This window comes from Polaromonas sp. P4_F9, assembly GCF_056401235.1.
Window position 1 is genome coordinate 1 of sequence record NZ_JBFUJT010000015.1, and the last position, 13,808, is coordinate 13,808.

Annotated in this window: 13 protein-coding genes; 2 read left to right on the forward strand and 11 right to left on the reverse strand. The window is 65.4% G+C overall.

Features of this window, described 5'->3' with window-relative positions:
• A partial coding sequence (locus AC1DUB_RS14375; RefSeq protein WP_477730063.1) for an aldehyde dehydrogenase family protein occupies positions 1 to 275 on the forward strand: 275 nt, incomplete at its 5' end.
• Between the two features lie 53 nt (positions 276 to 328).
• Positions 329 to 1,654, forward strand: a complete 1,326-nt coding sequence (locus AC1DUB_RS14380; RefSeq protein WP_477730064.1) for an NAD(P)/FAD-dependent oxidoreductase — start codon at positions 329 to 331, stop codon at positions 1,652 to 1,654.
• Between the two features lie 112 nt (positions 1,655 to 1,766).
• Here AC1DUB_RS14380 and AC1DUB_RS14385 read toward each other — a convergent pair whose 3' ends face one another.
• Genes AC1DUB_RS14385 through AC1DUB_RS14435 form a run of 11 tightly spaced genes read right to left on the reverse strand, consistent with a single transcriptional unit; the run spans position 1,767 to position 13,806 of the window.
• Positions 1,767 to 3,218: an NAD-dependent succinate-semialdehyde dehydrogenase gene (locus tag AC1DUB_RS14385; protein ID WP_477730065.1), complete on the reverse strand. Its 1,452-nt coding sequence runs from the start codon at positions 3,216 to 3,218 to the stop codon at positions 1,767 to 1,769.
• A 37-nt stretch (positions 3,219 to 3,255) separates the two neighbouring features.
• Positions 3,256 to 4,227 carry an NAD-dependent epimerase/dehydratase family protein gene (locus AC1DUB_RS14390; RefSeq protein ID WP_477730066.1) on the reverse strand — a complete coding sequence of 324 codons (972 nt, stop codon included), beginning with the start codon at positions 4,225 to 4,227 and terminating at the stop codon, positions 3,256 to 3,258.
• Entirely contained in the window at positions 4,224 to 5,426 is a 1,203-nt protein-coding gene (kbl, locus tag AC1DUB_RS14395; protein ID WP_477730067.1) for a glycine C-acetyltransferase, read from the reverse strand. Before kbl ends, AC1DUB_RS14390 begins: the two co-directional genes overlap by 4 nt.
• A 38-nt stretch (positions 5,427 to 5,464) precedes the next feature.
• The gene (locus AC1DUB_RS14400; RefSeq protein WP_477730068.1) at positions 5,465 to 6,430 is read right to left on the reverse strand and encodes a homoserine kinase; all 966 of its coding nucleotides are present in this window, start codon (positions 6,428 to 6,430) and stop codon (positions 5,465 to 5,467) included.
• A gap of 7 nt (positions 6,431 to 6,437) precedes the next feature.
• A complete protein-coding gene (gene thrC, locus AC1DUB_RS14405) occupies positions 6,438 to 7,886 on the reverse strand; it encodes a threonine synthase (RefSeq protein WP_477730069.1) in 1,449 nt (482 codons plus the stop codon).
• Positions 7,887 to 7,917: 31 nt separating this feature from the next.
• Positions 7,918 to 9,069, reverse strand: a complete 1,152-nt coding sequence (locus AC1DUB_RS14410) for a M20 aminoacylase family protein (RefSeq protein ID WP_477730070.1) — start codon at positions 9,067 to 9,069, stop codon at positions 7,918 to 7,920.
• A 5-nt stretch (positions 9,070 to 9,074) separates the two neighbouring features.
• On the reverse strand, positions 9,075 to 10,001 hold the full coding sequence (locus AC1DUB_RS14415; protein WP_477730071.1) for a 2-hydroxyacid dehydrogenase: 927 nt from the start codon (positions 9,999 to 10,001) through the stop codon (positions 9,075 to 9,077).
• A gap of 5 nt (positions 10,002 to 10,006) precedes the next feature.
• Entirely contained in the window at positions 10,007 to 10,360 is a 354-nt protein-coding gene (locus tag AC1DUB_RS14420; RefSeq protein ID WP_477730072.1) for a cupin domain-containing protein, read from the reverse strand.
• Between the two features lie 57 nt (positions 10,361 to 10,417).
• The gene (locus tag AC1DUB_RS14425; protein WP_477730073.1) at positions 10,418 to 11,746 is read right to left on the reverse strand and encodes an NAD(P)/FAD-dependent oxidoreductase; all 1,329 of its coding nucleotides are present in this window, start codon (positions 11,744 to 11,746) and stop codon (positions 10,418 to 10,420) included.
• 9 nt (positions 11,747 to 11,755) lie between these two features.
• A complete protein-coding gene (locus AC1DUB_RS14430; RefSeq protein ID WP_477730074.1) occupies positions 11,756 to 12,748 on the reverse strand; it encodes an ABC transporter ATP-binding protein in 993 nt (330 codons plus the stop codon).
• Complete coding sequence (locus tag AC1DUB_RS14435; RefSeq protein ID WP_477730075.1) at positions 12,745 to 13,806, reverse strand: ABC transporter ATP-binding protein; 1,062 nt, start codon at positions 13,804 to 13,806, stop codon at positions 12,745 to 12,747. The genes AC1DUB_RS14430 and AC1DUB_RS14435 overlap by 4 nt, the downstream gene beginning before the upstream one ends.
• Between the last annotated feature and the right edge of the window lie 2 nt (positions 13,807 to 13,808).

Genomic DNA, 13,808 nt, shown 5'->3' on the forward strand with positions numbered 1-13,808 from the left:
CTTATGACAGCGTGGACGAGGCTGTGGAGATCGCCAACGACACGGTCTACGGCCTGGGCGCCCACGTCCAAGGTCGCGACCTCGGCGCGGCGCGCGCGGTCGCGGCGCGCATCCGGTCCGGGCAGGTGCACATCAACTACCCGGCCTGGAGCCCCCATGCCCCCTTCGGCGGCTACAAGCGCTCGGGCAACGGCCGCGAATACGGCATCGAAGGCCTTGAGGAGTACCTGGAGACCAAGGCGATCCTGGGATTCGGGCAGGAGCAGCCAGCATGACCGCAACCTTGGTACAAAGAGCGCGGACCCTAGACAACGATCAAAATCCATCCATGTCCCAGCCCCTGCGCATCCTCGAGACTTCCACCACCCCGCCGGCCAGCGCCGACGTCGTCGTGATCGGCGGCGGGATCATCGGTGTCTTCACCGCCTATTACCTGGCCCAGCGCGGGCTTTCGGTCGCCGTCGTCGAAAAGGGCCGCATCGGCGCCGAACAATCGAGCCGCAACTGGGGCTGGTGCCGCCAGCAGAACCGTGACGCGCGCGAACTCCCCATGGCCACCAGGAGCCTCGAACTCTGGGATCAGTTTGCCGCCGACAGCGGCGAAGACACGGGCTTCAGGCGCTGCGGCTTGTTGTACCTCAGCGATGACGAGGCCCAGATTGCCGGCTGGGCAAAGTGGCGCGAATTCGCGAAGACCACCGGCGTGACCACGCATATGCTGAGCGGCCGCGAGGCCTCGGAGCGGGGCCAGGCGACCGGCCGCGCGTGGAAAGGCGGCGTCTTCTCACCCAGCGACGGCACGGCCGACCCGGCCAAGGCGGCGCCCGCGGTGGCAGCCGCGCTCATGAAACTCGGCGGCACCGTCCACCAGAACTGCGCCGCGCGCGGCATCGAGATGGAGGGCGGCCGGCTCAGCGGCGTCGTGACCGAAGCGGGGACCATCAAGACCCGCACCGCAGTGCTCGCAGGCGGTGCTTGGGCGTCCTCGTTCTGCAACCAGCTCGGTGTACGGTTTCCGCTCGCCACGATACGCCAATCGATCGTGCGTCTGTCGCCGGTGGAGCAACGTCTGCCGGATGCTCTGACCAGCCCACGCGTCGCCATCACCCGGCGCCCCGACGGCCATTACGTCCTGGCCATCAGCGGCCGTGGGCGCGCCGACCCCACGCCGCAGCTGCTGCGCTTCGCGCCGCAGTTCATCCCGATGTTCGCCAAGCGCTGGCGCAATGTGTTTCCCGGCGGCCTGGAAGGCATACGCTGGGGCCACGAAACCCGCGCACGATGGAAGCTGGACGCTCCCACACCCATGGAACGGGCGCGCATCCTCAACCCCAAGCCCGACCCCGCGGGTGTCCGTGAGATCCACCGCCGTGCCGTCGACTTGTTGCCCGCGCTGCGCGAAGCGCGCATCGCGAACACCTGGGCGGGCTACATTGACAGCACGCCCGATGGCGTGCCGGGTATCGGAGAACTGCCGCAGGTTCCCGGGCTCATCCTGGCCGCGGGCTTCTCGGGACACGGTTTCGGCATCGGTCCCGGCGCGGGCCACCTGATCGCCGACCTGGTGTCTGGGGCCAAGCCGATCTTCGATCCCGCGCCTTTCGACCCCGCCCGGTTCAAGGAGTCGATGTGGGGCAAGGTGGCTGATTTCTAGGCTTGCCCGCCTTTAGTCTTCGCACGCGTGGATCGCCTCGACTCGGGCACCAGCACCACCTCTCTCGGCGAGGTCTGGTGCACGAACGCCTTTGGCTTCGGAACGGGCTGCTTCACCCCAGCCCGCCCTGGCACAGGTACTTGGTGTGCAAATACTCGTCGAGGCCCCAATGCGAGCCCTCGCGTCCGTACCCCGACTCCTTCACGCCACCAAAGGGCGCGGCCTGCGCGGCGATGGCGCCTTCGTTGATGCCAACCATTCCGGTCTCCAAGGCCGAGGCCACGCGCCAGATGCGCTTGACGTCGTTCGAATAGAAGTAGCCGGCCAGCCCGTAGGGCGTGTCGTTGGCCTGCTCCATCACCTCCGCTTCATCCGCGAAGCGGAACACCGGCACCACCGGCCCGAAGGTCTCCTCGCACGACAGTTCCATCTCGCGCGTGGCGTTGATGAGCACCGTGGGGGCGTAGTAGTTGGGGCCGCGGGCGGTTTCGTTGCGCACCCGCTGGCCGCCCACGATGACCTTGGCACCCTTGGCCACGGCATCGTTCACGTGCCGCTCGATCTTGTCCACCGCACGGGCGTTGATCATTGGGCCGATCTCGGCCTCGGACCAGTCGGCCGGCCCTACCCGCAACGCGCCCACGCGCGCGGCCAGCTTGTCGACAAAGCGATCATGTACAGCGGCGTGGACGTAGACGCGGTTCGGGCTCACGCAGGTCTGCCCGGCGTTGCGGAACTTGGCGGCCATCAGGCCCTCGACGGCGGCGTCCAGGTCCGCGTCCTCGAACACGATGAAGGGCGCGTTGCCGCCCAGCTCCAGCGACAGCTTCTTCAGCGTCGCGGCGGAATCGCGCGCCAGCAACTTGCCCACCGGGGTGCTGCCCGTGAAGCTGATTTTTCGCACCCGCGGATCGGCAAGCCACTCGCCCACGACTTGCGGGGTACGTTCGCGCGAAGCCGACACGATATTGAGCACGCCCGGCGGCACGCCGGCTTCCTCGGCCAGCTTGACCAGGGCCAGCGCCGTGAGTGGCGTGTCCTCGGCCGGCTTGGCCAGCACCGTGCAGCCGGCGGCCAGCGCGGGCGCGATCTTGCGCGCGATCATCGCAGCCGGGAAGTTCCAGGGCGTGACCACCGCCACGACGCCGACGGCTTCTTTCAGCACGATGAATCGCTTGGAATTCACTGGTGCCGCGATCACTTCTCCGTTGGCACGCACGCCCTCCTCGGCAAACCATTCCACGTAGCCCGCGCTGTAGGCGATCTCGCCGCGTGCCTCGGCCAGGGGCTTGCCCTGTTCGCGTGAAATCAGCTGGGCGAGCGGCTCCACGTCGCGCTCGATCAACGCCTGCCATTTCTTGAGGATGAGGCAACGCTCTCGCGGCGGGCGCGCTTTCCAGGCCGGCAGCGCCAAGGCGGCGGCATCCGCGGCCAGCCGAGCGTCGGCGGAGGAGCCTTCGCTCACTTCAGCAATCAGGCTGTCGTCGGCCGGATTGCGGACCTCGAAGCAGCGGTCGTCTTGGGCGGGCTGCCAGCGACCGCCGATGTAATGCAGTGTGTTCATATTTGATCCTTTCTCAATAAAGCCAATGTCGTTGACATCACGCAATCACGGTGGAACGCGGTTTCACTCTGGGAGACAAGTTCTTCAGCATGTCCCGAACAGTTGCCGCAAGGTCGTACCTTGGAGCCCAACCCCAATCGCGCCGCGCGCAACTATCGTCGATCGAATCCGGCCACCCGCTGGCGATCGCCTGACGGAAATCGGGCTCGTACACAGTCTCGAAGTCCGGTAGGTGCTTTCGTATTTCCTGCGCGATCTCTCGGGGCGTGAAGCTCACACCGGCGAGGTTGTAGCTGCCGCGTTCGGTGATGGCCGACCTGGGGGCTTCCATCAACTCCAGGGTCCCGCGCACCGCATCGTCCATGTAGAGCATGGGCAGGGGCTCATCCTCGGCCAGGAAGCAGGTGTAGCGTTCCCCTTTGAGGGCCGCGTGGAAAATGTCGATCGCATAGTCGGTCGTTCCGCCGCCGGGACTCGCCTTGTAGGAAATGAGTCCCGGATAACGCAGGCCGCGGACATCCACGCCATGGTTCTCGAAGTACCAGCGGCACCAGCCCTCGCCGGCCAGCTTCGAAATGCCGTAGACGGTGCTGGGCTCCATGACCGTGCGTTGCGGTGTGGCATCAGCGGGCGTCGTCGGACCGAAGGCGGCGATAGAGCTCGGCCAGAACACCTTGTCCAGCTTATGTTGCCGCGCAACCTCCAGGACGTTCAACAGGCTGCCCATGTTGAGTCTCCACGCCCACTCTGGCGCGGTTTCGCCCGTCGCCGACAAGGCTGCCGCGAGATGGTAAATCTGGGTAATGCGATGCCTCTCGACTACCTGGGCGAGTTGGCCGCCGTCCGTGGCATCCAGCATCTCATAGCGGAGATCGGCGTGGCGGCCCACCTCCAGACGGTCGCTGCCCACCACGTTGTCCGCACCGTAACGCTCCGCCAGAGCGGCCGAAAGCTCGGTGCCCAACTGGCCGTTGGCGCCGATGACGAGAATGCGAGGTGATCCAGTCATGCGAGCACCCCCAGCTCTTTACCCGCCTGCGCGAAGGCGCTCAATGCAGCGTCAAGCTGGGCACGGGTGTGCTGCGCGCTGATCTGGACGCGGATGCGGGCTTGGCCTTTGGGGACCACCGGGTAGAAGAATCCGGTCACGTAAACCCCGAGTTCCAGCAGCCGATGCGCCAATTTCTGGGACAGCTCCGCATCATGGAGCATTACCGGGATGATCGGGTGTTCGCCGGGCTTCAGCTCGAAACCGCGTGCTGCAAGTCCGGCGCGGAAGTGTTGCGTGTTGTCCTCCAGGCTGTCGCGCAGCTCCGTGCCGGCTTCCAGCAGGTCGAGTACCTTCAAGGTCGCGCCGACGATCACCGGTGCCAGGCTGTTCGAGAACAGATAGGGCCGCGAGCGCTGGCGCAGCAACTGGACGACTTCCGCTCTGGCGCTCGTGAAACCACCGGATGCACCGCCAAGCGCCTTGCCGAGCGTGCCTGTGATGATGTCGATCTTGCCGAAGACACCTCGATATTCGTGGGTGCCACGCCCGCGCTTGCCGAGAAAGCCGGTGGCGTGTGAGTCGTCAACGCCCAGCAATGCTCCGAACTCGTCGCAGACGGCCCGGATCTCGTCGAGGCGGGCGATGGTCCCGTCCATCGAGAAAACCCCGTCGGTGAACACCAGCTTGTACCGGGCTCCCGCTTCATCCGCCGATTTCAGTTGTTCGCGCAGATCCATGATGTCGTTGTGCCGGTAGCGATAACGCCTGGCCTTGCACAAACGAATGCCATCGATGATGGACGCGTGATTGAGCTCGTCGCTGATCACCGCATCGTCGGGCCCGAGCAATGTCTCGAACAGCCCGCCATTGGCATCGAATGCCGAGCCGTACAGGATGGTGTCTTCCGTTCCGACAAACTGCGAGAGCCGCGCTTCGAGCGTTTTGTGGACGTCCTGGGTTCCGCAGATGAACCGGACTGAACTCAGGCCGAATCCGCGCGCCGCGAGCGCGGCGTGTGCGGCCGCTATGACCTCGGGGTGAGATGACAGGCCCAGATAGTTGTTCGCGCAAAGGTTGATCACTTCCCGCCCGTCGGCGGTTGCGATCCGGCTTCCTTGCGGGGACTGGATAGGGCGTTCGAGCTTGAGCAGGCCGGCGAGCTGTATATCCTGGAGTTCGTCTCTCAAGGAGGCGTAGAAATCAGTGGTGGTTCTCATGGTGCGTGGTCAGGGCCAAGGTTGGCCCAAAGTCCTTTTTAGAAAATAAAAATTCCCGCGCCGGCGGCATCGCTTACGCGCTGGCGCACAACACGCTCGAAGTGGCTGGGGTCATGAACCTTCAAAACGGCGGCTTCGCGGGGTATGTAGGAGTCCCAGAGCCGCGACACCCAGAAGCGCAAAGCCGCGGCCCGCTCGAGGGCCGGCAACAGACGACGTTCTTCAGCCACGAGCGGGCGCACCGACTGGTAAGCGGTCAGGAATGCAGCCCTTCGCACCGCGTCGATGCGCCCGCTGCTCAGGTCCACGCACCAGTCGTTGAGACAAACCCCAATGTCGAACAGGAAGGTGTCGCAACCCGCAAAGTAAAAATCGAGGAAACCGCTCAGGCAGCCGCCCTCGAACATCACGTTGTCGCGAAACAGGTCGGCATGTACCGGGCCACGCGGAATAGCTGCGTAGTCGTGAGATGCGGCAATCCCTGCCTGGAAGGCCAACTCGTCCAGCAGCAGCCTGCGCTGGTCCTTGCCCACGTATGGCAGCAGAACCGGCACGGTTTCAGTCCACCAGGGCAGGCCGCGCAGGTTGGGCTGGTGGCGTGCATAGTCCTTGCCGGCCAGGTGCATTCGCGCCAGCATTTCGCCCACTGCGCCGCAGTGCCGGGCATCTGGTGCCAGCTCACTCTTTCCTCGCAACCTGCTCACAACCGCTGCCGGCTTGTTCTTAAGACGGTGCAGGATGCAACCTTCGGCATCAGCCGCCGGCCTGGGCACCGGAATGCCGCGACTGGCCAGATGCTGCATCAAGTGAAGGTAGAACGGCAATTGTTCCCATGCCAGGCGCTCGAAGAGCGTCAGCACGTACTCGCCGCGATCCGTATCCACGAAGTAGTTGGTGTTCTCAATACCGCCACTGCAGACCGCCATGGCCTGCAGATTGCCGAGACCCACCCGCCGCAGGAAGGTGGCAGCCTCGTCGTAGGGAACTTCGGTGAAGACAGCCATGCTTCGATCAGGACAGGTGTGCGGTGACGAATGCCTTGACCTGCACCGCGTCGGCCGGGAGAACCGTCAAGCGCTTGGGCAAGTCTTCGATGCCCTGGAATCGCGCGGGCCGGTCCGGCTCGTGACCCAAGGCTTCGACTATGGTTGCCGCGAACTTGATCGGCAACGCCGTCTCCAGCACGATCATCAGCACGCCGGGCTGCACGAAGTGGCGCGCCACTTTCAGGCCGTCGGCCGTGTGGGTGTCTATGGTCGCGCCAAAGCGCCGGTGCGTGTCGCGAATCGTCGTCAGGCGGTCGGCGTGCGTACTCTTGCCGCTGAGGAAGCCGTAGCGCGCGCGGGCCTGCGCGAAGGCTGGGTCGGCACTCAGGTCGAAGCGGCCGTTCTTCACAAGCGCCTCGCCGAACAGGCGCTTGACCGTCTCCGCATCGCGACCCAGCAGGTCGAAAACAAAGCGCTCGAAGTTGCTGGCCTTGGAAATGTCCATCGACGGACTGGTCGTCTCATAAGTGTCAGCGCCGCCGCGCACCCGATAAACGCCGGTGCGCAAGAATTCGTCCAGCACGTCGTTCTCGTTGGTGGCGAGCACGAGCTTGTCGATAGGCAGGCCCATCATGCGCGCCACATGGCCTGCGCAGATGTTGCCGAAGTTGCCCGACGGCACGGTGAAGCTCACCTTTGGTATTTCCCCCTCCCCCATTGGGGGAGGGTTGGGGTGGGGGCTCTTCGTGGCCTGGAAGTAGCCGGCGAAGTAATACACCACCTGCGCCATGAGGCGCGCCCAGTTGATCGAGTTGACCGTGCCGATCTTGTATTTGCGTTTGAAGTCCAGATCGTTTGACACCGCCTTGACGATGTCCTGGCAATCATCGAACACGCCCTCGATCGCGAGGTTGTGGATGTTGGCATCCTGCAGGCTGAACATCTGCGCCTGCTGGAAGGGGCTCATGCGGCCGTGCGGCGAGGTCATGAACACCCGCACGCCCTTCTTGCCCTTCATCGCGTACTCAGCGGCGCTACCGGTGTCGCCGGATGTGGCGCCCAGGATATTCAGTTCCTCGCCGCGTCGGCCCAGCTCATACTCAAACAGGTTGCCCAGCAGCTGCATGGCCATGTCCTTGAAAGCCAGCGTTGGGCCGTTGGAAAGGGCTTGCAGGTACACGCCCTCCTCCAGCTTCTTGAGCGGCACGATCTCCTTCGTCCCAAAGACCTCTTCGGTATAGGTCTTGCGGCAGATCGCGCGCAGGTCCTCGGCCGGGATGTCGTCGATGTACAGCGAGAGGACTTCAAAGGCGAGTTCCGCATACGGCAGGCCGCGCCACCTGGATAGCTGCTGGAGTGTGACCTGTGGGTATTGCTCCGGCAGGTACAAACCGCCGTCGGGTGCCAGGCCCTCCAGCAGGATTTCGCAGAAGTGCTTGCGGCCGGGGTGGCCGCGGGTGGATAAATAGAGCATCGTAGGTCTCGTTGCTTGAAGTAGGTCTTGTTCAGCGCAGGGCCATTTGCGCGACGGCTGTGAACCAACGCACGCCGCACGCCAGAACGTCGTCGTTGAAGTCATACGAGGGGTGGTGCAGCGGGGCCGCATGGTCCGCGCCTCGCTGGCCGAGCCAGAGGTAGGCCCCGGGCCGCTGCTGGAGCATGAATGCAAAATCTTCCGACGTGAAAGCCGGCGTTTCTGCCACCTGTGCTTCCAGGCCGGCGCTGCGCGCTGCCTCGAGTGCCAGTTGAGCGTGCTCAGGGCTGTTGATCGTCGCGGGGTAGTAGCGCGTGTACTCGACCTCTATCGCGGTGCCGCTTGCGCGCGCGACACCCGCCGCGACGTCGCGGACCGCCTGCTCGATCGTGTCCTGCACGCCAGCGTCGAAACTGCGAACGGTGCCGGTCAGCTCCACGGCCGCCGGCAGGACGTTGTGCGACTGGCCTCCGCTGATACGCGTCACCGACAAGACGGCGTTCTGTGTAGGAGGGATTCGCCGCGACACGATGGTGTGCATCTGCGCAACGAGCTGGCTCGCGGCAAGCACGACGTCGGGTGTCCGATGCGGCTGCGCTGCGTGGCCGCCCTGGCCACGCACGACGATGTCGAAGCGATCCGCCGCGGCCATGATAGGCCCCGGTCTTGTCGCTACCGTGCCCGCGGGCAAGTCGGGCCAGTTGTGCAGGGCGAACACGGATTCGCACGGAAAGCGGTCGAACAAACCTTGCCGCACCATCTCGCGTGCGCCTCCGCGCCCTTCTTCGGCGGGCTGGAAGATGAAAGCAATGCTGCCATCGAAGCTACCGGCTCGCGCCAACTGCTGAGCGGCTCCCAGCAGCATGGCCGTGTGGCCGTCGTGGCCGCAGCCGTGATGAACGCCGGGGTGGCGGCTGACGTAGGGACGCCCGGTGTCTTCCCGCATGGGAAGCGCGTCCATGTCCGCACGCAAGCCCACCATGCGTGTCGAATCGCCCTTGCGCAGAACGCCCACCACGCCGGTCCCACCGATTCCTTCGTGCACCTCCAGGCCGCAATCGCGCAGCACGGCAGCGACCACGCTGGAAGTGCGACGCTCTTCGAACGCCAGCTCGGGGTGCGCGTGCAGGTCACGCCGCAGTGTGACCAGGGCCGGCAGCAAGTCTTCGATAGCTTTGTTCATGGTTCTCAATACCCCCGCGAACGATCAACCAACCCGATCAGGGGCTCGCCGGCCTCGTGCCGGCGGATGTTGTCTAGCACCTGTTCTACGGCAGTCTCCGGCTGCGTCATGCTCGCGATGTGTGGCGTGAGCAGGATCTTCGGGTGTGCCCAGAAGGGGTGGCCCGTCGGCAGCGGCTCTGGTTCGGTGACATCGACGACAGCGCCCGACAGCCAGCCCGTTTCCAGCGCATTGAGCAGCGCCTGGTGGTCGAGGTGCGCCCCGCGGCCGACATGCACCAGCGACGCGCCGCGCGGCAGATGCTGAAACAGGGTCGAGTCGAGAATGCCACGCGTCTCCGGGGTAAGAGGCAACAGGCATACGAGGATGTCGGTGCTGGCCAGCATCGCCGGCAGTTCCTCCTGGCCCGCGTAGCACGCGACGCCGTCAAGCTGGCGGCGCGTCCGGCTCCAGCCGGCGAGCTGGAAGCCGAGCGTGCGCAGCTGGCCCAGCACAGCGCATCCGAGCACGCCCAGGCCGAGGACGCTCACGCGCCGCTTCGATGCGGGATAGACGCGGTGCGCGGCCCAAAGGCCCTCGCGCTGCTGCCGTATATAGGCCGGCAGGTCGCGGTGAAGCGCGAGGACCGCCATCGTGGCGTACTCCACCATGCCCGCGACGACGCCAGGCTCCGCCATGCGCACCACCGGCAATTCCGGCGGCAGCGCGGCAAGGTCGAACTGGTCGATCCCCGCGCCCGTGGAGAAGAAGAGTTCCAGGTTGGGAAACTGCCGCGCCATGTCCGGCGGCGGCACCCACGCGGCAAGATAGCGCACGCGGTCCGCCTTTCCGGTGTCGGGCCAGATATGAAACGGGATGTCGGGCGCCTTGGCGGCGAACAGGCGCGCCCATTCCGCCCCGCGCACGGGGTCGGCCTTGTACAAGAAAGACATGCCGCTTACCGGTAGACGACCCAGATCTTGCGGGTGGTTTCAATGCAGCGCCACACACCGGTGAAGTCGGGCTTCATCACGAACGCGTCGCCGGCCTGCACTCGCACCGGCGGTTTTCCGTCTTCCGTAATTTCGGACACGCCTGACAGGATGTAACAGAACTCCCAAGTGCCGCCCTTGATGGACCGGTAGGTGCCCGGCGTCGTTTCCCAGACGCCGGTGCGCACTTTTTCGTCGGGCGACTGGTCAACGTCCCAATTCTTGAATTTTGCGTTGCCTTCGATGACGCGCTCCGGAAGCGGGCCGCCATCGCGCGCGGTACCCAGGTCGTCGTATTTGAAGAAGGTGAGATTGCTCATGAGAAAAAGTCCTTTTCTGAATAAAAATTAGGAGAATCAGGCTGCAGCAGGGAGTCGTCAGAAGGCACCTACGGTGACTTTCGAGCCGTCGGTAAAGCGCGAGAAGCGGAAAGGCGCCGGATCGACGGGGGGCTGCTCGCCTGTGACCAGGCTCGCGACCAGCAGCCCCGTGGCAGGGCCGGTGCCGAAACCATGGCCGCTGAACCCGGCTGCGAGTACGAAGCCCTTGATGGCATCGACCGGCGAAATGACCGGCACGCCGTCCGGCGTGCTGTCGATGTAGGAAGCCCAGGCCTGGTCCACCGTCACGTCCTTCAACGCGGGGTACAGGTTCTGGAAGCAGCCGAGCAGGTTTCGGATCGCTCGCGGATCCGGCGCGGGATCGAGGACGCGGATCTGTTCGAACGGCGACACCTCGTCGAAGCGCCAGCTGCCCAGCGCTTCAGGGCCGCGGAAGAAGGAGCGGCCAATGCCGAACTCCACGGCCTTGATGCGCTTCATGAACATCGGCATAAATTCGCGTGCGTAGCGCAGCCCTTGCGGTGTGAGCTCGAGCTTCGCCTTGCCGCTGATCGCCAGGTTGTAGCCGCCTCCCAGGCGGCGCGTCAGCGAACACTCCGGCGCAGAGAGCGCCGCCGGCAGGCCCTCGATGGGGCGGGTGCGCAGGATGCTCGCGCGCACGCTCGCCTGCGGAAAGGAGATGCCGTGCCGGCGGCAGAACGCGGACGCCCAGGCACCACCGGAACACACGACGGCGCTGGTCTTGATCAGGCCGCGTTCCGTGATCACGCCGCTCACGGCGCTGTTGGTGACGTCCAGGCCGCGGGCAGCGCAATCCTGGTGGACGGTCGCGCCAAGCGCCCGTGCGCCTTCCGCAATGCCCGGAGCAGCAAGGGCGGGCTCCGCCGTACCGTCGTCCATCGAATGCACGCCTCCCAGCCACCGGCGGGTGCCGCTGCCTTTCATGACGCTCGCGGCCTCCGCCGCGTCGAGCATGCGGGTGCGGACGCCGCCAGGCCGTCCGACCTGCTGGCCCCACGCCTCCCAGGTGGAAAGTTGCTGCGGCTTGTCGGTGGCGTAGTACAGGCCGCAGCGACGGAAACCGAGGTCCCGCCCGATGTCGTGCGTGAGTTCCTCCCAGAGGCGCAGTGCCAGCGTCGCGAGCGGCAGGTCGCGCGCGTCGCGGTTCTGCTGGCGGCACCAGCCCCAGTTGCGGCTGGACTGCTCCCCGCCGATGTAGCCCTTTTCGAGAAGCGCGACCGAGAGGCCGCGCCTGGCCAGGAAATAGGCCGTGGAAACGCCGACAATGCCGCCGCCGATCACCACGGCATCGGCTCGTTCGGGCAGCTTGTCGTCGCTGCGTATGCGAAGAATGGGTGGAGACATAAGTTTGCGTTAGATATCGTCCCGGATGCACGCGGTCGCGTGATTCCGGTCGACGAATCTGAGTTCGGGAATTCCGTTCGCGCACGCCGACTGGGCGTGCGGGCAGCGCGTACGGAACGCGCAGCCCGATGGGGGAGACAAGGGGCTGGGAATGTCGCCCTTAAGCAGTTCGCGCGGGCGCCGCTGCCGCGGATCGAGGTTCGGCACGGCGGCCATCAGGGCACGCGTGTAGGGGTGCCGCGGATTTTTCAACAACGATTCGGCGTCGGCGATCTCCACCAGGCGGCCCAGGTACATCACGGCGATGCGGTCCGAAATATGGCCCACCACCGCAAGGTCGTGGCTGATGAACAGCATCGTGAGGCCAAGCCTCTGCTTCAGCTCGAGCAGCAGGTTGATCACCTGGGCCTGCACGGACACGTCGAGGGACGACACCGGTTCGTCGGCCACCAGCAGTTGCGGATCGGTCATGAGCGCACGGGCGATGCCAACCCGCTGGCGCTGCCCACCCGAGAACTCGTGCGGATAGCGCGAGCGGTGCGCCGGGTTCAGCCCAACCGTCTTCAGCACGGCATCGATGCGGTCCCGACGCTCCTGCAAGGTCAGCTCGGGCATGTGGATTTCCAGCGGCGCCGAGAGCAGTTCCTCGACCGTGTGTTTCGGGTTCAGGGACGAGTACGGGTCCTGGAACACCATCTGCATCGCACGCCGCAGCGGCCGCATCTGGCGCCGCGTGAGGCCCACCAGCGGTTCCCCGTCGAAGTGCACCTCTCCTGCCGTAGGCGGGTCCAGGTTCAGGATGGCGCGGCCGACCGTACTTTTGCCCGAGCCGCTTTCGCCCACCAGGCTCAGGACCTCGCCTCGGCGAATCTCGAAACTGACGCCGTCGACCGCCTTGACGTTCTGCGCCGGCTTGCCGAGCCAGCCGCCACCCAGCGGGTACCACTTGCGCAATCCCTCGACTTGCAACAAGGGGGGAGTAAGGGGTTTTTGCTGCATCATACGGCTCCTTCAATTTCCGGCCAACGGACGCATCGCACCAGATGGCCCGGCTGTGCGTTCTCCAGGACCGGCACCGCAGCATCGCAGCGGCCCGGCTCGAAATGGCCGCAGCGCGGCCCGAAGGTGCAGCCGGGCGGGTGCGCGGCTGGATCGGGCACGTTTCCCGGAATCGCGAACAGCGGGGTTTTTCGGGCACGGTTCGAATGCAGCCGCGGAACCGAGTGGATCAGGCCGCGGCTGTAGGGATGCCGCGGCTGCGTGAAGAGCTCGACCACATCGGCCTGCTCGACGATCCGGCCCGCATACATCACCATCACACGGTCGGCAATCTCGGCGACGGTGCCGAGGTTGTGCGTGATGTAGATCATGGCCATCCTGGTCTCGGACTGCAGCTTTTCCAGCAACTCGAGGATTTGCGCCTGGATGGTGACGTCGAGCGCGGTGGTCGGCTCGTCCGCGATCAGCAGCGAAGGTTCGCACGCAATCGCCATGGCGATCATCACGCGCTGCCGCATGCCGCCGGACAGCTCGTGCGGGTAGTTCGTCAGGCGACGTTTCGGATCCGAGATGCCGACCTGGTTCAAGAGTTCGGCGGCGCGGTCCGTGGCGGCACGCGCGCTCATCCCGAGGTGGATCCGCAAGCTCTCGCAGATCTGCGCGCCGACGGTGTGCACCGGATTGAGCGACGTCATCGGTTCCTGGAAGATCACCGAGGCGACGCCTCCTCGCACCCGCCGCATCACGCGCTCGGGCGTTCCGACCAGTTCATACGAGTTGCCATCGCGAGCCATCAGGCGCGCGGAACCGGTGATGGTGCAGTAAGGCGCGGGCGGCGTGAGGCCGAGCAGGCCGAGGCAGGTCACGCTCTTGCCGGAACTGGTTTCCCCCACCAGCGCCAGTGTCTCGCCGCGGCGCACCGAGAAACTGACGTCGCGCACGGCATGCACCGTTCCGGCCGCTGTGCGAAATGCGACGTTCAGATCGCGCACGTCCAGGATGTTCTCCGCTTCAACGGCGGCCTGGGCGTGGCGGATGTGGATTGGTTCGTAAAGGTTCATGT